The organism is Paramuribaculum intestinale (genome assembly GCF_003024925.1).
Lineage (GTDB): Bacteria > Bacteroidota > Bacteroidia > Bacteroidales > Muribaculaceae > Paramuribaculum > Paramuribaculum intestinale.
The window spans coordinates 1-19,234 of record NZ_PUED01000030.1 but is presented as its reverse complement, the minus strand read 5'-3'; the positions used below and the strand labels follow the sequence as shown (position 1 = coordinate 19,234).

Sequence of the window (19,234 nt, the reverse complement as noted above, 5' to 3'; positions counted from 1 at the left end):
GAGTAGTAATGTGCGGTTCATGGCATTGATCCTCATGCCGCAAAGATAATCATTTATCCTCAATGCGCAAAACACGAGTCGCGGCCGTCCGCCGTCGATTCATCCGGTGGCCGGATCGCCCGGACGGCGACCGACATCTTCCGTAGCGATGTTGCTGTCGGGGGGAATACGAAGGCGGCGTGCCGGGCGCCCAACGTATGGTGGGGAGGCCGGCACGCCGCCGAATGTGTGATGTCGCTTTGCTGTGTCGCGTCAGTCGCGGCTGTTGCCGAAGAAGCGGAGCAGGTAGAGGAAGAGGTTGATGAAGTCGAGGTAGAGGCTCAGTGCGCCGAGTGTGGCGAGCTTGCCTGTGGCTTCAAAGGGCGATGTGGCGGCCCACTGTTTGATCTTCTGTGTGTCCCATGCGGTAAGGCCTACGAATATTAGCACTCCGAGTCCTGAGATGATCCAGTCGAAGGTGGAGTTGGCCCAGAACATGTTGATCACCGCGCAGATGATCAGTCCGATCAGCGCCATTATCAGGAACGATCCCCAGCGTGTGAGGTCTTTGGTGGTGAAGAAGCCGTAGATGCTCATGGCGCCGAATGTTCCGGCGGTGATGAAGAATGTCTTGGCTATCGACACGTGGGTGTAGACGAGAAAGATGGGGAACAGTGCCAGACCGTTGATCACGGCGAAGAGGAAGAACAGGGCTGTGGCTGTCGATGACTGCATGCGGTTGATGCCGCCCGATATGGCGAACACCAGCACGAGTTCGGCGATGAACAGTCCCCAGATCATCCATGAGTGCTGTGCGTAGAACGAGAGCACGGCCGGCGATCCGGCGCAGAAGAAGCTGACGAGGGCTGTGACGAGCAGTCCGAGGAACATTTTGAGATATACTCTCTTCATGACCTGCGACACACGGGTGTCGAGGGCGTCGACGGCCGGCTGACGGCCGCTGTTGTTGTTGAAATAGTCGGGATAGTTGTTCATATTCTTTTTGATATGTGTTGTTGTAGTTGTTTACATGCGTTCGGGCACCTTGATGCCGAGCAGATCCATGGATGTGCGGACGGTGTCGGCAGTCATGCGCGAGAGGGTGAGGCGCATAGCCCTGACGGCCGCGTCATCCTCCTTGAGTATAGAGCAGTCGTGATAGAACTGGTTGTATTCCTTAACCAGATCGTAGGTGTAGTTGGCAATCACCGCCGGGCTGTAGGATCGTCCGGCTTCTTCCACGGTGGCGGGGAAGTCGGCGAGGCGCTGTATCAGGGTGATCTCGCGTTCGCAGGGCTTCACTCCGAGATAGCCGTCGGTGGCCATGCCGGCTTCTGCGGCCTTGCGGAGCACCGAGCGGATGCGTGCGTAGGTGTATTGTATGAAGGGTCCGGTGTTGCCGTTGAAGTCGATCGATTCCTTGGGGTTGAATGTCATGTTCTTGCGCGGATCCACCTTGAGGAGGAAGTATTTGAGCGCTCCCATGCCGACGGTCTCGGCTATTTCGTCGATCTCCTCGGGGGTACAGCCGTCGAGTTTGCCGAGTTCGGCGCTGACCTGGCGTGCGGTAGCGACCATCTCCTCCATCAGATCGTCGGCGTCGACCACCGTGCCTTCGCGGCTCTTCATCTTGCCTTCGGGCAGCTCCACCATGCCGTAGGAGAAGTGCACGAGGTCTTTGCCCCACTTGAATCCGAGGCGGTCGAGCAGCAGCGATAGCACCTGGAAGTGGTAGTTCTGCTCGTTGCCGACGACGTAGATCATCCGGTCTATCGGATAGTCCTGATAGCGCAGCTTGGCGGTGCCGATGTCCTGTGTCATGTAGACCGATGTGCCGTCGGAGCGGAGCAGCAGCTTGTGGTCGAGTCCCTGGTCGGTGAGGTCGGCCCATACCGATCCGTCCTCCTTGCGATACATCTTGCCGTCTGCGAGTCCTTCGAGCACCTTCTCTTTGCCTTCGAGATAGGTCTGGCTTTCGTAGTAGATCTTGTCGAAGCCCACTCCCATGCGGTCGTAGGTCTGGTCGAATCCGTCGTAGACCCAGCGGTTCATCATCTCCCAGAGCCCGCGCACCTCGGGATCTTTTGCCTCCCAACGGCGGAGCATGGCGCGCGCCTCCTGCATCAGCGGCGATGCGGCTTCGGCCTCCTCCTTGGTCATCTGCTTCTGCTCCATGAGCTGGGCCACCTCGGCCTTGAAATGCTTGTCGAAGAGCACGTAGAAGTCGCCGATGAGATGGTCGCCCTTCTTGCCGGCTTTTTCGGGGGTGACGCCTTCTCCCCACTTCTGCCATGCGAGCATCGACTTGCATATGTGTATGCCGCGGTCGTTGACGATGTTGGTCTTCACCACACGGTTGCCGCAGGCGGCGAGTATCTGCGATATGCTCCATCCGAGGAGTATGTTGCGCAGGTGTCCGAGGTGAAGTGGCTTGTTGGTGTTGGGCGATGAATATTCCACCATCACGAGCGGGCTCTCGGGAGTGGCTTCCCTGATGCCGTAGCGGGGAGTGGCGGCTATATGCTCGAGTACGGTCGACCAGAATGCCGGCTCGATGACTATGTTGAGAAATCCTTTGATGACGTTGAAGCGGTCCACTGCCGGCTCGTTGTCGACCAGCCACTGGCCTATCTCAGCGCCGGTCTGTTCGGGGCTTTTGCGTGCGGCCTTGACTAAGGGAAACACCATAACGGTCAGGTTGCCTTCGAATTCCTTGCGTGTCGGCGCCGGTATGATCGATCCGGGCGCCGCGTCGAAGCCGTAGAGCTGTTTGACGGCCTTGGCCACAGCCTGGGCGATGATGCTGTCGATTGACATAATTATGAGGTTTTGTTGTTGAATTATCTACAAGAGTGCAAAGTTAATGATTATTTTGTTGCGAATGATGGATTTTTGCTAACTTTGCGGAATTGAACGTGATGTGTCAACATCCATTAATTCAGGTCGGCCATGTGCGGCCTCCGGGATTTATTCTTACAGTGGACACGATAATGACCAGTATAGCTATGATCAGGAGAATTATGACAGCGATATGCTGCATGGCCGTGGCCGTGGCGGCGTCGGCCATAGATTTCAACCCGGAAGAGCTTTACCGGCGGGGCACTCTGCCATGGTGGGGAGTCAGAGCCTCGGCGTCGGTGGCTTTCCCGCTTCACGTGAAGTATGCCCGCATACCGTTGGCGAGCGGAGCCATAGGTCCCGACATAAGCGTCGGCGGACTCTACCACATGCCTATACGCGAGCGGTGGTATCTGGAGCCCAACGTGGAGGTCTACTAAAATCATCTCAAGACCACCGGCTCCATAAAGACCGAGCCGGCCGGAGTAGGCATAACCGAGGCCACGCTCGGTACTATCGGCATGCGTGTGCCTATATATTTCGGCTGGAGCCATACATGGCGCGGCCACCGATCGTTCAGGGTGTTCGCCGGCCCGCAGTTCGACTTCCGTTTCTACACCCACTTCAGCTGCGACGGCCCCACAAAGATATTCCAGGGCACCACAGCCCGCCCGCTCTACGGCGACTACGGCACCGACCTCGACGTCCGCGCCGGGCTCGGCTACATGTGGGGGCACTACTACGTCGGAGCATCGTTCAGCTACGGCATAGTGCGGCTGACCAAGAGCGACTTCGGAGTGAAGCGCGGCCGCCTGATATCGGCCACCGTGGGCTACGATTTCTGAGCGCGACATGACGTGAATCATGACGTGCTCCGGCATGTCGGAAATTTTTTCAGAAAAAACAGGGCGGCGATGTAACTTTTCGCCGCCCTGATGTGTCATAGGGGTGAACAGCTTTTTTCATACCCCGATTTTTACGGAATTGCGGATCGCGGCCGGAGAGGGCGCCATGGAACCTTCTCCGCCGCTCTGCAAGAGCGCGAAAATCAAAGCAAAAAATATCACTATCACTCTTATGATACGAATCAAACCTCTTGCAGCCGCTTTTCTGGCTGTCATCATCGCCACTCTCCCCGCCGCAGCCGTCATCAAAGTGACGCCCTCCGACAAGTATGTGACACGTGTGGTCACCTGCCCGGATTTCAACAAGCTCGTCACCAACACCTCTATCGACATTGAGTATACCGTAGGCCCCAAAAGCGTGAAGCTCTACGCTCCCGACAATCTCATTGACTACATGCAGGTGACGTCAACGCGCAAAACGCTCTCCGTCGCATGGAAAAACAACGGCGACCTCCTCATCAGCGGCCGCTGGACCGCCAAGATGATAGTCAGCGCTCCGGCCGGATCGGTCAACGAGTTCATTACCAATTCCTCCGGCGACGTTGTCATCAAGTCCAATCTCACCGGCGCAGTGAATTACTCCTTCATCACCAACTCCTCGGGCGACATAAAGCTGGGAGCGGTCGACGCCTCGAAAGCCGACGTGAAGCTCATCACCAACTCTTCGGGCGATGTGTCGGCCACAAGCGTTACAGGAGGCAATGTCACTCTCGGCAGCAACTCTTCGGGTGATGTGTCGGTCATTTCGGTCAAGGCTTCACAGTCGGCGTCGATGCTGGCCAATTCGAGCGGCGATGTCAAGGCCGGCAAAGTGCTGTCGGCGAGCATCTCGGTCGTGTCAACGTCGTCGGGCGACGTCAAGGCCGGCAACGTTTCGGCCGACAATGCCATAGTAGAGAGCCGTTCGAGCGGCGACGTCAGTGTCGACGATCTGATATCCGATGTGGTCACCGTGAGAGCCGTTTCGTCGGGCGACATTATAGTTGCCGGCAAAGGACGCACGGTGCAGATCACGTCGGGCAGCACCTCCGAAGTCAAGGCCAAGGGGTTCAAAGCCATGGACCTGACGGTGGAAGCGTCGTCGTCGGGCGAAGTGGAATGCTATGCCGTAAGAAAGCTGGATGCCACCTGCACAAGCACCATGGCCGAGATAAACTGCTATTCAAAGCCAGGGATGGTCACCAAGAGAGGTGCTTACACCGAAAACATCAAGACAGGCCGGTGAATCTCTCTCACGCCTGATCCGGAGTCGGCAGCCATCAGTATCATCACACCCGCATGGAAAGAGATCGTTTTGAAGAAGAAGCCCGACGTGTGCGGCCGCGCCTTGTCAGCGAGGCGCGCCGCCTGCTGGGCGATCCCGACGACGCTGACGATGCTGTGCAGGATGCGATGCTGAAGCTGTGGTTTTACCGCGAGCGTCTCGACGGCTACTCGTCGTTCGACGCCCCGGCCATAGTGACTGTCAGGCGTGTGTGTCTCAACCGCCTGAGGAGTCTGAGGCCTCACGCCGACATAAGCGAAGCCGAACGCACTCTTGACGGCGAAGCCGACGGCCGTGATTTCCAGGCACTGATGCAGGCCATCGACATGCTGCCCGGTGTGGAGCAGGCCGTATTGCGGATGCGGCATATCGACGGCATGGAAATTGAAGAGATAGCCTCCATATCATCATCCACTCCCGGGGCTGTGCGCACGGCTCTCTCGCGTGCGCGACGACGGGTCCGCCAACTTTATACACGAATCTATGACTGACATCAATATCAACGACATCGACCGACTGCTGCAGCGCTTTTTTGATGGTTTCACCACTATCGAGGAGGAGAAAGCGCTCGAGCGGTTCTATGCATCCAGCCCGCGTCTGCCGAGGCGTCTGGAGCGCTACCGCTCCATGTTCGGATGGTATGCCTCCGGCATGACCGCCCCGCTCCCGTCGGCGCGGCCGCGCCACAGGGCAGTGGTGTGGATCAGTTCGGTCGCAGCGGCTGCCGCAATGGCTCTTGTAAGCCTGAGCGCCATGCGCCATACATCGTCCGACAACATGATGATGGCCGGAGTCATGGCCGACTGCTCCTCGCTGACCGAAGAGGTCTACGTCATACGCGACGGTCACCGTGTGAACAACCCGGGAATTGTCGATGAAGAGATCGCGCGGACCATCATCGAAGTGGGGGAGATGGATCTCGAAGTGGAACTGCAACGGATAGAACTGTACGAAATACAATGAATACGAACATGAAAAGAACGATAATGTCGCTCGTGGCGTGTGTCGCGCTCTGCTTCGCCGCCTCAGCGCAGAAACAATGGCATCAGGATCTTATCAATACGGCCAGCGCGTCGCCGAGCGCCGACGTCAACGCCGTGGTCAACCGCGACAATATGACCGGACGTATCAAAAACGCACGCTACCGCATATATCTTCAGCCTGCATCGGCCGAAAACGTGCGTCGACGGCTTATCACTCATCAGAAGGAGGCCGGCATGTATTCGCTCGACTCCAAAAAACTGGTGATGAGCTTCGATGACGCCGGAGTGCGCACCAACTACAGCCTGTCGCTCAAAGGGCGCAAGCGTCTGTTGCTCATCTCGCAGCAGCCATCGTCGAGCGCGGTTGCCGACGACACTCAGTCGGTTTCGGTCTATTCATCTGACATCTCCGTAAGTGGTGAAAGCTACAACGAGATGCTCCGTCAGGCCGCCGAGGCGCGCAGACAGGCTGCCGAAGCCCACAGACAGGCTGCCGAAGCCCGGCGTCAGGCCGCCGAGGCGCGCAAAAAGGCCGGTGAACTGCGCCGTCAGTGGACGGCTAAAAAGGGTGTGTCGGTCAAGCGTAGCAATAATGCCGTCACTCTGATACAGAATGATCCGACGCCTTCGCAGAAGCAGGAGCTCAACAGCCTCGAGGAGTCGCTCCGCAAAGAGAGCGAGCGCCGGCGCCGGGAACTGCAATAAGAAGCACCCGAAGGACGGTGTGTCTCGCAGTGAGTGCTTTCTCACCATGAGGATAGATACTTTAGTGACTGAAAAAAATAGCTGACTGAGGTCAGCCGGAATTCTTGCCTTATTGGCGGCGTTGTGTCGGGTGACTCCGATGCAGCGCCGCTTTGCGTTTTGTTGATGTTGTTTAACATCTGTTATCTGATTTAGGGCGGTTTCCGATAAAACAATACATCGTTTCAGGTGTTATATATGGTTGAGAGAACATAGACGAGCGGCGAGTTCGTAGAGGTCTCCGTAATTCCATTGATCACAAAAACAAAACATTATTTATTGACGCGATGGAAAATAAAGGACAATTCAGCATGAAATCTCTGTTGCGCAAGGCCGGCGGAACCCGCAAGAAACGCCGTGCATGGCTTTCGATCATACTGGTGCTGCTCATAGTGGCGGCGGCGCTATGTTTCCTTCTGCGCCCCAAAACCCAGGAACCGCCTCTGCCGAAGGTGGAGGTGGAGACCGTCACCACTGGCGACGTAAATATCTACGGCGAGTATGTGGGCCGCATACGCGCCCAGCAGTTTGTAGAGATACATGCCCGTGTGGAGGGCTACCTCGAAAAGATGTGTTTCAAGGAAGGATCGCATATCGACAAGGGTCAGACACTCTTCATAATCGACCCGAAGGTGTATCAGGCTCACGTCAACAAGGCCCGTGCCATACTCAACAAGGCGCAGGCGCAGGCTCGCAAGGCCAAGCACGATCTCGACCGCATAACCCCACTGTATGCCCAGAACGCGGCCTCGCAGCTCGATCTCGACAATGCCACCGCCGCCTATGAGTCGGCCATGGCCGAGGTCACTGTGAGTCAGGCCGATCTCACACAGGCTGAGCTGACGCTGAGCTACACCCGGGTATCGTCGCCTATCGCCGGATATATATCCGAGCGTGTGGCCGATATAGGCACTCTTGTCGGTCCGTCGGGCGGCAAGTCGTTGCTGGCCACCGTGGTGAAAAGCGACACTGTTCGCGTTGACTTCTCCATGACCGCTCTCGACTATCTGCGAGGCAAAGACCGCAATGTGAATCTCGGCAGCAACGATCCTAACCGCAAATGGAATTCGTTTGTGACCGTGACGCTGGCCGACGGATCGCAGTATCCCTATCAGGGACTGGTGGATTTCGCTGATCCGCAGGTCGATCCCAAGACCGGAACATTCTCCGTGCGCGCAGAGATGCCCAACCCCGACCGCAGCCTGCTGCCGGGAGAGTTCACCAAAGTGAGGGTGCTGCTCGATGTGCGCGAGAACGCTGTGGAGATCCCCTACAAGGCTCTTGTGATAGAGAAAAACGGCGCTTACGTGTTTGTGGTGCGTCCCGACGGAGTTGTCGAGAAGCGCTTCGTGGAGATCGGTCCGCAGACAGGCAACAATATCATTGTGGAGCGCGGCCTCGCCAAGGGTGAGAAAATAGTGGTGGAGGGCTACCACAAGCTGTCGCACGGCATGAAGGTCGACGCCATCGTGGCGCCCGCCGACTCCGTGGCTGCATCTGTCAATGTCAATATGCCGGCCGACAGCGTGCCGGCGCCGGGAAAGGAGGGCTGATATGCGCAGGAATTTCTTTCTCGACCACCCCGTTTTCTCGATCGTAGTATCGATCGTGATATTCATCATCGGTCTTATAGGTCTGGTGATGCTCCCTGTCGACCAATATCCGCAGATCGTGCCACCGGTGGTGAAGATAACCGCCTCCTATCCGGGCGCCGACGCCATGACGGTCACGCAGGCTGTGGCCACACCTATCGAGCAGGAACTCAACGGCACTCCCGGCATGATATATATGTCGTCGTCAAGCTCCAATTCGGGCGGTTTTTCGGCTCTGGTGACGTTTGACATAGATGTCGATCCCGAGCTTGCGGCCGTGGATATACAGAACCGTATCAAGAAGGCCGAGGCGAGGCTTCCGGCCGAGGTGGTGCAGAACGGCATCTCGGTGTCGAAAGAGACGGCAAGCCGTCTGATGACAATCACCGTCATGAGCGATGATCCGAAGTTTGACGAGGTGTATCTGAGCAACTATACCACCCTTAATGTCATAGACCCGATACGCCGTATTCCGGGTGTTGGCAGTGTGGGCAGTGTCGGAGGCCGCTACTATGCAATGCAGATATGGGTCGAGCCCGATAAGCTCGCCAATCTCGGCCTGACGGTCAAGGATGTGCAGAATGCCCTGAAGGATCAGAACCGCGAGTCGGCCGCCGGAACACTCGGACAGGCGCCAATGACCGATATCGATGTGACCATGCCCATAATAGCCCGCGGCCGCCTGTCGACGGTCGAAGAGTTCGAGGATATCGTGCTGCGTGCTGATAACGACGGCTCGATGATACGTCTGCGTGATGTGGCCAGGGTGTCGCTTGAGGCCTCGAGCTATGCCACCGAGAGCGGTATCAACGGCGGCAATGCTGCTGTGATCAACATCAATATGCTCCCCGGCTCCAACGCCATGGAGGTGGCCGAGGCTGTAAAGCGCGAGATGGAGGTGATAGCCCGCAGCTTCCCTGCCGGCATAAGCTATGGCATACCGTTCGACATGACGACATATATCGAGCAGTCGATCCATCATGTCTACCGCACGTTTTTCGAGGCGCTGCTGCTGGTGATAACCGTGGTGTTCCTGTCGCTTCAGAACTGGCGCGCCACACTGATACCTGTCATCGCCGTGCCGATCTCGCTCGTGGGCACATTCGGAGTGATGCTCATATTCGGCTTCTCGCTCAATATGCTGACCCTTCTCGGTCTGATACTCGCCATCGGCATAGTGGTCGACGACGCCATCGTGGTGGTGGAGAATGTGGATCGTATAATGAACGCCGAGAAGATATCGGCGTTTGAGGCTACCGCCAAGGCGATGAAAAACCTCGGGAGCGCTCTTGTGGCCATGTCGCTCGTGCTGTGCGCGGTATTCGTGCCGGTGAGCTTCCTGCCGGGCATCACCGGTCAGCTCTACCGACAGTTTACGGTGACGATCGCCGTGTCGGTGGTGATCTCTACGGTGGTGGCTCTGACTCTTTCGCCGGTGATGTGCGCCAAGCTGCTGCGTCCGTCGCATGGCCGCAAGGCAAAGATATTCCGTCGCATAAATGTGTGGCTTCTGCGCGGCAACCGTTTCTACGGACGCGCCATAGCGCGCACGCTTTCACATCCGCGCCGCATGTATGCCGCTTTCGGTCTGGCGCTGGTGTTTATCTATCTGATGAACTCTTTGATGCCACGCAGCTTCATGTCGCAGGACGACCAGGGCTACTTCAATGTGGAGCTTGAACTGCCTGAAGGAGCTACGATAGAGCGCACGCGTGAGGTGACCGAACGGGCCATGGACTATCTTCTCGCCGATCCCGACGTGGAGTATGTGCTCAACGTCACTGGCTCGTCGCCGCGCGTGGGATCCAATCAGGCGCATTCGCAGCTCACCGTCATACTCAAGCCGTGGGGCGAGCGCAAGTCGGGCGATATTGCCGAAGTGCGCAGCCGCGTGCACGACGCGCTGTCGGTCTACCCCGAGTGCAAGGTCTACGTGTTCTCCCCTTCGATCATTCCCGGTCTGGGAACATCGGGCGGATTCGAGATGGTGCTCGAGGCTCGTGCCGACGCTTCGTATGCCGATCTGCAGAGTGCCGTCGACACTCTTAAGCTCTATGCCTCGAAAGCAAGCGCCATCACCGATCTGTCGACATCGATGCAGGCCGACATACCGCAGCTCTACTTTGATGTGGACCGCGACAGAGCAAAGATGCTCGGCATCCCCGTGAGCGATATATTCTCCACGATGAAGGCCTTTACCGGATCGATATATGTCAATGACTTCAATATGTTCAACCGCATATACCGTGTCTACATACAGGCCGACGCGACCTACCGCGCACGGCGTGAGAACATCGGTCTGTTCTTTGTGAAGAGCGCCGACGGCACTATGGTGCCGGTGTCGTCGCTCGGCACATCGAGCTACACCACAGGACCCGGCACGATCGGGCGCTTCAATATGTTCAACGCCGCTACAGTGTCGGGCGAGGCCGCCCACGGCTACAGCACAGGCGAGGCCATGGATGCGCTCGAAGAGATAGTGCGCAAGCATCTGCCCGACAATATCGGAGTGGAGTGGAGCGGACTCTCCTATCAGCAGAAACATGAGAGCGGCAATACGGGTCTTGTGCTCGGACTGGTGTTTCTCTTCGTGTTTCTTTTCCTGGCGGCTCTGTATGAGAGCTGGTCGGTGCCTCTGGCGGTGATACTGTCGCTGCCGATAGCCGGTGTCGGAGCTTATCTCGGAATATGGATCTGCGGACTTGAAAACAATATCTACTTCCAGATCGGTCTGGTGATGCTGGTGGGTCTGGTGGCCAAGAATGCCATCCTGATCGTGGAGTTTGCCAAGGAGGAGACCGACCGTGGCGTGGATGCTGTCAAAGCGGCTCTCAATGCGGCCCGTCTGCGTTTCCGTCCGATAGTCATGACCTCGCTGGCGTTTATGCTCGGCCTTGTGCCGCTGGTGATCGCCTCAGGTCCCGGAGCGGGCGCCCGGCGCGACATCGGCACCGGTGTGTTCTTCGGCATGGGAGTGGCCATAACTGTCGGCATAGTGTTCGTGCCGTTCTTCTTCGTGGCTGTCAACCGGCTTTTCAACCGTCGGCGCGCCGCGGTGAAGGGTGTGAAATAATTTCAACTGATTTTTGAAGGTTACTTATGATGAAATATATTGTTACGACGGTCGTTGCTGCGGCTATGCTTGCCGCCTCATCATGCTCCGGCACCAGGAATCTTGCCAACCCCCGGCTTGACATGCCTGAGGCATACGTGGCGGGCGATACGGCCGCAGTCGACTCGCAGTCGATAGCCGATATCAGCTGGTGGGAGTTCTATGCCGATTCCACGCTGACGAAGATAATGAGAATAGCGCTCGACAATAATCGCGATATCCTCAAGGCCGCCGCCCGTGTGGAGCAGGCGCGCCATCTCTATGGCGTGGCTGTGGCCGAGATGTGGCCTAAGGTGGGTGTAGATGTGGGTTACAGTTACGAAACCAACAAGTACAATGGCGGAGAGCTGAAAAAGGATCCGGAGCATGATCTGAAGCTGCCGATCACGTGGGAAGTGAATCTCTGGGGATCAATGATCCACGCCAAGGACGCCGGCAAAGCGCGCTATGCGGCCTCGGTGGAGGACTACCGCGCAATGCGCATGACGGTGATAGCCGAGGTGGCTACGGCTTATTTCAGGCTGCTGTCGCTCGAAAACGAGCTTGAGATCGTCAGGCGTACTCTGCTGACGCGTCAGGAATCGCTTGAGCAGGCTCGCCTGAGGTTTGAGGGCGGACTGACATCCGAAACCGTCTATCAGCAGGCAAAGGTGGAGTATTCGACAACGGCCTCGCTCGTGCCCGCGCTTGAACTGCAGGTGGCCGCCATGCGCAACACTCTGACAACTCTGATGGGAGAATATCCTCACGAGGTGTTCGATCGTCGGAATACGCTTTTCGGCGCCGAGATGCCGGCCGGGCTTCCGGCCGGAGTTCCCTCCGATCTGCTACGCCGTCGTCCCGACCTGCGCGCGGCCGAGATGCGTCTGAAGGCGGCTATGGCCGACGTGGGTGTTAGCTATGCCGACCGTTTTCCGTCGCTGCGCATCGGGTTTACTCCCGGCTTGGAGAACGACGGGCTGAAGGATTTCTTCAAGTCGCCCTTCACTTATACTCTCGCACAGATCACAGGTCCGATATTTGATTTCGGACGCAAGAAGCGCAAATATCAGGCTATGATAGCCGCCTACGACCAGAGTCGCCTCGACTATGAGAAGGCTGTGATAGGTGCTTTTACAGAGGTTAATACCTCCATTGTGGCCTACAATAAGTATCACGACAACTATCGTGTGAAGGTGGATCTCCGCGATGCGGCCGCCAAATATGTGAAGCTCGCGTGGCTGCAATACCGTGGCGGCACACTCAACTACATTGACGTGCTCGACGCGCAGCGCCGTTATTTCGAGGCGCAGATAGGTGTCAGCAATGCTCTGCGCGACGAATATCTGGCGCTGATCAATCTCTACAAGGCGCTCGGCGGGGGCTGGAGCTGATGTTATTGCCGGTGAGTATGTATCCCGGCTACGGGCTGCTGATCCCGGTCATCCCTATGGACAGGGCGCTGTGTCGGCTTTATTATCGACACAGCGCCTTGTCTATGGGCCGGAGATACGGCCTGCTATGGTGTGATATGCTATTTATGGGTCAGGCAATCGTTGCCGGATCACTCGGCTGCGAGAATCGAGGGGGCGGTGTAGGTGCGTGCCGCCAGTTCCTGATCGAGCATGTAGAGTCCCATGCCGTTGTCGCCCACGAGCTTGAATTTGTCGATGAGCGTGCGGCAGTTGTCCTCCTCTTCAACCTGCTCGGAGACGAACCATGCCAGACGGTCGCGTGTGGCGTAGTCTTTTTCCTGTTCGGCAAGGGCGAACAGATCGTTGATCAGAGCCGTCACCTTGTTTTCATGCTGCAGGGTGTGTTCGAAGGCAGCCAGAGGCGATGCCCACTCTGTCGGCACTGCGTCGATCGGTTTGAGCACCACGCGTCCGCCGCGCTGGTTGATGTAGTTCATGAATATCTGGGCATGAGCCTGTTCTTCCTTGAACTGTATGGCAAACCAGTTGGCAATGCCGTTGCGTCCTTCGGCCTGGAAGTGCATCGACATGGAGAGATACAGGTAGGCCGACCAGAGTTCGGCGTTGATCTGGGCGTTGAGTGCGTCCTGGATTTTGTTGTTGAGCATTTTTTTGCGAGTTACTTATATGTTGAAGATTAAATGCTATATCGTTAGCGAAGTTCATGCATCGTGGCGTCTTACCGGCGTTTGCCGCCTCCTCCACGCCGCTGCTGCTCGCGGAGCATGGCCTGCTGCTGTTTCTGCGCTTCCTCGAGCTTTGTGGCCCAGAATCCTTTCTTGCGGGGCTTCTTGGCATTCTCGCGCATGGTGGCGCGTACCTTCTCTTCGTCGACAAACTTGCGGAACAGGTAGGTCTGCAGAATGGTGATGAGCAGGAAGAGGAAATAGTAGCAGCTGAGTCCGGCGGCGTAGTTGTTGAAGAAGAACAGGAACATCACCGGCATCAGATACATCATCCATTTCATGCCGGGCATGGAGTTGCCTCCGGGCTGCGACTGCATGTTGATGTGGGTATAGATGATATTGACCACGGTCATCAGCAGGCAGAAGAGGCTGATGTGGTTGCCGAAGGTGGAGGATATGAACGGTATGTTGGAGGTCCAGCTCACTATGGCGTCGGGCGCCGAGAGGTCTTTGGCCCAGAGGAACGGCTCGCCGCGCAGCTCTATGGCCGAGGGGAAGAAGTTGAACATCGCCACGAGTATCGGCAGCTGCAGCAGCATGGGCAGACATCCCGACATGGGGTTGGCGCCGGCGCGGCTGTATAGGGCCATAGACTCCTGCTGGCGCTTCATGGCGTTCTCCTGTCCGGGCCATTTGTCGTTGATCTCCTTGATTTCAGGCGCGAGGACTCTCATCTTGGCCTGCGACATGAAACTTTTGTAGGTGAAGGGGAAGAGTATGATCTTGATGAACAAGGTCAGGAGCAGGATTATAATGCCGTAGTTGCTGATAAATCCGCCGAGGAATGTAAATACGGGGATGATTATGAGCGTGTTGATCCATCTGAATAGCGCCCATCCGAGCGGTATGAGGTTGGTCAGGTGGAGGTTTTGTCCGGGATTGATGTCATTCTGCAGGTCGGAGAGGAGCGGATAGAGGTTGGGTCCGAAGAAGAATGTGAATCCTGCCGGAGAGGGCTGTGCCGAAGAGTATTCGAGTGTGGCCTGTGTGTCCATCTCCTTGATATAGTCGGGGTTGTCGTCGAGTTTCTCGCTGTCGACTATAGCGGTGGTGAAGTAGGAGTCAGGGACTATGAGCGAAGTGAAGAACTGATTTTTGTAGGCGATCCATTTCACGCGTTCGTTCACCTCTTTGCGCTCGGTGCTTCCCTCGCTGAGATTCTCCACATCGCCGTTGGCAAACATGTAGTAGAGTGCGCTGTTACGTTCCTCAAACACGCGTCCGGCTTCGTCGCGGCGCATCTTCTGATGCCAGTTGAAGTCGATCGATGCCACGCTCGGCGGTATGATCTGCTGCATGCGCTCCTGCACGATCTCCATGCGGGCTGTATAGCCTTTGGCCGGGAGTGTATAGCGGAGTCCCCAGCGGGCGCCGTCGCCGAGATCGAGCATCATGGTCACGGCCGAGTCACCTTCGGCTACGGGAGTGAAGTAGAACTCGCGTGTGTCGAGCCGCTGTGTGGCGGTGGTGAGCATGAAGCTGTAGCCGTCGGTGGCCGGATCCATCAGCGTAAGCGCTGTGGAGTCGTAGCTCTTGTAGTTGTTGAGCCATGCTTTGCTGATAGCGCCTCCTTTGGTGGATATCTCGAGGGTGACGTCGGGGTTGCTGAGTGTGACGGTGCTCTCCTTTCCCTTGAGGTAGCGTGCGAAGCCCTGATAGCGTGCGACGGCGGCCATTGACTGTTTCAGGTTGCTGACGGCGGCTGCGGCTGTCTGCTGCGGTATGCCGTCGTAGCGTGCGGCGATGATGTCGGCAGCCGCTACCGGTCCGAAATCGGTGTCGACGGTGCCGCCGATAGCTCCTTCGGGCGAGAGTGTCAGGTGGGCTTCACGGGCGTCGAGTGTGTATGCTCCGGTGAGCGAGTCGGCTGTGCCGAAGCGTCGGATTGTGGATGCTATAGTAGCGCGTTCGGCCGCGCTTACGCTGTCGAGTGTCAGCACCTGTGCGGCCTGTGCGGCTTCGAGCCTTGCGGCCTCCTGCTGTTCGGCGATCTCGCGCTGTCGGGCAAGCTCCTCTTCGGAGGGTTTGTTGAGCCACATGAAGCCGAATATCACGGCTCCCATGAGCAGCATTCCCAGTAGGGTGTTTTTGTCCATCTGTATGTGTTAGTGTTGTGATTTATTGTTTATCGGTGTTTTTTTCTGCGGCATATCCGGCAGCGGCCTTCACGAAGTCGACGAAGAGTGGACTGGGGTTGAGCACCGTGCTGGAGTATTCGGGGTGATACTGTGTGCCGACAAACCACCGCAGCGAGGGTATTTCGACCACTTCTACAAGTCCGGAGGAGGGGTTTTCGCCTACGCATGACAGTCCGGCCTGTTCGAAGCGTGTGCGGTAGGTGCTGTTGAATTCATAGCGGTGGCGGTGACGCTCTCTGATGTCGGTGGCGCCGTAGGCTGCCGCGGCGTGCGATCCGGGCTTGAGGCGGCAGTCGTAGGCTCCGAGCCTCATGGTGCCGCCCATGTTGCTGATATGCTTTTGCTCCTCCATGATGTCGATGACGTTGTCGGGGGTTTCGGGGTTCATCTCGGTGGAGTTGGCCTGCTGAAGTCCGAGTACGTTGCGGGCGTATTCGATGACCATACACTGCATACCGAGGCATATTCCGAGCGTGGGTATGTCGTGCTCACGAAGCCATTTGAGCGCTGAGAATTTGCCTTCGATGCCGCGCTGTCCGAATCCGGGGGCTATGATCACTCCGTCCATTCCCGACAGAAGCTGTTCGGCGTTGTTGTCGTCGAGTTGTTCGGAGTGGATGTATGTCAGGTTGAGTTTCAGGTCGTTGTAGGTGGCGGCGTGTACGAGTGCTTCGGATATTGATTTGTAGGCATCCTGAAGTTCCACGTATTTGCCCACGAGGCCTATTTTGACTTCGCGCGAGGCGTTGTGCAGACGGTCGAGGAAGCTGCGCCATCGTGTCAGGTCGGGTTCGCCCTTTACGGTCTGTCCGGTAAGGCGCATCACGATCTCGTCGAGGTGTTGCAAGTGGAGCATCAGCGGCACGTCGTAGATCGACTGGCAGTCCATCGACTGGATCACGGCGTCGGAAGCTACGTTGCAGAACTGGGCTATCTTGACTCTCATCTGTGCCGGGACGTCCTTTTCGGTTCGGAGCACAAGTATGTCGGGCTGTATGCCGAGCTGCTGCAGCTGCTTGACAGAGTGTTGGGTGGGTTTTGTCTTGAGTTCTTTGGCAGCGTGGAGGTAGGGCACGTAGGTGAGGTGCACTGTCACGCTGTCGCGTCCAAGCTCCCAGCGGAGCTGTCTGACACTTTCCAGAAACGGGAGCGACTCTATGTCGCCCACGGTGCCTCCGATCTCGGTGATGACGTAGTCGTATTGGCCGGTTTCGCCAAGGATCTTGATGTCGCGCTTGATCTCGTCGGTGATATGCGGTATGATCTGCACTGTCTTGCCAAGATAGTCGCCACGGCGCTCCTTGTCGATGACGCTCTGGAAAATGCGGCCTGATGTGACGTTGTTGGCCCGTGAGGTGCGCATGTTGGTGAAGCGCTCGTAGTGACCAAGGTCGAGGTCTGTTTCCTGTCCGTCCTCTGTCACGTAGCATTCGCCGTGTTCGTAGGGATTGAGTGTGCCAGGATCTACGTTGTAATATGGGTCGAATTTCTGTATCGTGACGCGATATCCACGTGCTTCAAGCAGGCAGGCGAGCGATGCGGCGACAATGCCTTTGCCGAGCGACGACACCACTCCTCCTGTAACGAAAATATACTTTGTTTCCACCTTCGGATGTTGTTGAAATTACAAAGATGCAAAGTTACTAATTTTTCTGTTGCATCGGCAAAAAAAATCAGGTGTCCACTCTTTGGAACCAGCGTCAGCCGGCGGTCAGTTCGCCGCATATCGAGCATGCGAAGTGGTCGGCCACTTCGGCTGAGTCGAGTCCGAGTCCGAAGAGATACATCAGTTTGGTTATGGCGGCCTCGCAGGTGATGTCGTGGCCGGCCACGGCTCCGGCGGCCATGAGGGCGTCGGCGGCGGCATATCGGTGGTGTACGGCTCCGTTGATGCATTGTGTGACGTTGACCACAACGGTGCCGCGCTCTATGGCTTCGCGCACAGCTTCGGCAAACCATGGCGCAGTCGGGGCGTTGCCCGCTCCGAAGGTCTTGAGTACCACTCCGCGTATGCCGGGAGTGGCGAGCTGGTGGCGCAGTGTCTGCTCTGTGATGCCCGGGAAGAGGTCGATGAACATCACGCGGCGGTCCATGGCGTAGTGGGTGTGGAGCGGCCGGCGTTCGGCAGTGCGGTAGAGGGCGTCGAGGTTGAAGTGGATGCCGAGTCCTATCTGTGCCAGGGGCGGATAGTTGTTGCTTTTGAATGCGTTGAAGTTGTCGGCGCTGATCTTTGTGGCGCGGTTGCCGCGCCAGAGATAGTTCTCGAAGAGTATGGCCACTTCCTGTACCATCGGTCGGCCGTCGGGGGTGGTGGCTGCCGCTATCTGCACTGCTGTGATGAGGTTTTCCTCGCCGTCGGTGCGCACCTCGCCTATGGGGAGCTGCGATCCGGTGATGATGACCGGTTTGGCGAGATTCTCAAGCATGAACGACAGGGCGGAGGCCGTGTAGGCCATGGTGTCGGTGCCGTGGAGCACCACGAAGCCGTCGTAGGCGCGGTAGTTGTCGTGGATAGTCCGGGCGATGGATCCCCAGTGGTCGGGATCCATGTCGCTCGAATCTATGGGATGGTCAAATGAAACGTTGTCGATCTCGTAGTTGAGCATACGCAGTTTGGGCACGTTGTCGATCAGATGGTCGAAGTCAAACGGCTCAAGGGTGAGCGTCGTGGGGTTTTCGATCATCCCGATGGTGCCTCCGGTGTAGATCAGCAGTATGCGTGGACGGTTCTGTTCCATTCGGTTTATTTCACTTGTGCTCCGGCTACCACCGGTCCGGTCGGGCCGATCACGACGAGGCTGCCGTCGGCGTTTTCGGCCGAGAGTATCATGCCCTGGCTTTCGATGCCTTTGAGTTTGCGCGGCGGCAGGTTGGCGATGAAGCACACCTGCTTGCCCACCAGATCCTCGGGCGCGTAATGCTTGGCGATGCCGCTGACTATGGTGCGTCCGCCGAGCCCGTCGTCAATGGTGAATCTGAGCAGTTTGTCGGCTTTGGGCACTTTAACGCACTCCTTGACGGTGCCTACGCGTATGTCGGCTTTCATGAATGTGTCGAAGTCCACATCGGGCGCCTGCGGCTCTGCCTTGAAGCCCTTGAGCTGGTTGGCGCGCTTGATGTCGTCGAGTTTCTTGAGCTGCGCGGCTATGACGGAGTCGTCGATCTTCTCGAAGAGCAGCTGCGGGGTGGCTATCTCGATTCCGGCCGGCACGAGGTCGAATGTGCCGATCATATCCCAGCTGAGTCTGTCGAGGCGGAGCATCGAGGCGATCGATGCCGATGCGAAGGGCAGGAACGGCTCGAAGGCCACAGCAAGGTTGGCGCATATCTGAAGCGCGAGGTTGAGTACTGTGGCTGTGCGCTGTTCGTCGGTCTTGGCGGTCTTCCACGGTTCGGTTTCCTGCAGGTAGCGGTTGCCGATCCGGGCTATCTCCATGGCTTCCTTAAGCGCTTCGCGGAAGTGGAATGTGTCGAGTGCCTCGTCAAGACGGCGGCGTGTCTGACGTATCTCCTCCATCATGGCGCGGTCGGTGTCGTTG

General features: G+C 57.3%; 16 protein-coding genes. 9 read left to right on the top strand and 7 right to left on the bottom strand.

Annotation, left to right across the window (positions count from 1 at the left end):
* Positions 1-252: 252 nt before the first annotated feature.
* Entirely contained in the window at positions 253-975 is a 723-nt protein-coding gene (locus C5O24_RS03985; protein ID WP_107681491.1) for a Bax inhibitor-1/YccA family protein, read from the bottom strand.
* A gap of 30 nt (positions 976-1,005) precedes the next feature.
* On the bottom strand, positions 1,006-2,796 hold the full coding sequence (gene argS / locus C5O24_RS03980; protein ID WP_107036256.1) for an arginine--tRNA ligase: 1,791 nt from the start codon (positions 2,794-2,796) through the stop codon (positions 1,006-1,008).
* Positions 2,797-2,984: 188 nt separating this feature from the next.
* On the opposite strand from argS, the gene C5O24_RS03975 reads away from it, so the two are divergent.
* The 9 genes from C5O24_RS03975 (at position 2,985) to C5O24_RS03935 (ending at position 12,790) form a co-directional block, all read left to right on the top strand.
* The gene (locus C5O24_RS03975) at positions 2,985-3,257 is read left to right on the top strand and encodes a hypothetical protein (protein ID WP_133165456.1); all 273 of its coding nucleotides are present in this window, start codon (positions 2,985-2,987) and stop codon (positions 3,255-3,257) included.
* 81 nt (positions 3,258-3,338) lie between these two features.
* Positions 3,339-3,662 (top strand): hypothetical protein, encoded by a 324-nt coding sequence (locus tag C5O24_RS03970; RefSeq protein WP_107681489.1) that lies wholly within the window; start codon positions 3,339-3,341, stop codon positions 3,660-3,662.
* A 232-nt stretch (positions 3,663-3,894) separates the two neighbouring features.
* On the top strand, positions 3,895-4,947 hold the full coding sequence (locus C5O24_RS03965) for a GIN domain-containing protein (RefSeq protein ID WP_161553796.1): 1,053 nt from the start codon (positions 3,895-3,897) through the stop codon (positions 4,945-4,947).
* A gap of 53 nt (positions 4,948-5,000) precedes the next feature.
* Positions 5,001-5,477, top strand: coding sequence for a GFO_1088 family ECF-type sigma factor (locus C5O24_RS03960; RefSeq protein ID WP_107036253.1), 477 nt, complete (start codon positions 5,001-5,003; stop codon positions 5,475-5,477).
* Complete coding sequence (locus C5O24_RS03955) at positions 5,470-5,949, top strand: PG0215 family putative anti-sigma factor (RefSeq protein ID WP_107036252.1); 480 nt, start codon at positions 5,470-5,472, stop codon at positions 5,947-5,949. The genes C5O24_RS03960 and C5O24_RS03955 overlap by 8 nt, the downstream gene beginning before the upstream one ends.
* 8 nt (positions 5,950-5,957) lie before the next feature.
* Positions 5,958-6,674, top strand: a complete 717-nt coding sequence (locus C5O24_RS03950; protein WP_128702207.1) for a hypothetical protein — start codon at positions 5,958-5,960, stop codon at positions 6,672-6,674.
* Between the two features lie 350 nt (positions 6,675-7,024).
* Entirely contained in the window at positions 7,025-8,266 is a 1,242-nt protein-coding gene (locus C5O24_RS03945; protein WP_107681492.1) for an efflux RND transporter periplasmic adaptor subunit, read from the top strand.
* A 1-nt stretch (position 8,267) separates the two neighbouring features.
* Complete coding sequence (locus C5O24_RS03940) at positions 8,268-11,378, top strand: efflux RND transporter permease subunit (protein WP_107681488.1); 3,111 nt, start codon at positions 8,268-8,270, stop codon at positions 11,376-11,378.
* Between the two features lie 26 nt (positions 11,379-11,404).
* Positions 11,405-12,790, top strand: coding sequence for a TolC family protein (locus tag C5O24_RS03935; protein ID WP_237613024.1), 1,386 nt, complete (start codon positions 11,405-11,407; stop codon positions 12,788-12,790).
* Positions 12,791-12,960: 170 nt separating this feature from the next.
* Here the strand turns inward: C5O24_RS03935 and C5O24_RS03930 are convergent, their stop codons facing one another.
* The 5 genes from C5O24_RS03930 to metG form a co-directional block, all read right to left on the bottom strand.
* Positions 12,961-13,479, bottom strand: coding sequence for a ferritin (locus C5O24_RS03930; protein ID WP_107036249.1), 519 nt, complete (start codon positions 13,477-13,479; stop codon positions 12,961-12,963).
* Between the two features lie 71 nt (positions 13,480-13,550).
* Positions 13,551-15,653, bottom strand: a complete 2,103-nt coding sequence (yidC, locus tag C5O24_RS03925) for a membrane protein insertase YidC (RefSeq protein WP_107681487.1) — start codon at positions 15,651-15,653, stop codon at positions 13,551-13,553.
* A gap of 22 nt (positions 15,654-15,675) precedes the next feature.
* On the bottom strand, positions 15,676-17,301 hold the full coding sequence (gene pyrG / locus C5O24_RS03920; protein WP_107681486.1) for a CTP synthase: 1,626 nt from the start codon (positions 17,299-17,301) through the stop codon (positions 15,676-15,678).
* 94 nt (positions 17,302-17,395) lie between these two features.
* Entirely contained in the window at positions 17,396-18,433 is a 1,038-nt protein-coding gene (locus C5O24_RS03915; RefSeq protein ID WP_107036246.1) for an asparaginase, read from the bottom strand.
* 5 nt (positions 18,434-18,438) lie between these two features.
* Positions 18,439-19,234: methionine--tRNA ligase subunit beta (gene metG, locus C5O24_RS03910; RefSeq protein WP_107681485.1), on the bottom strand; the 796-nt coding region annotated here is incomplete at its 5' end.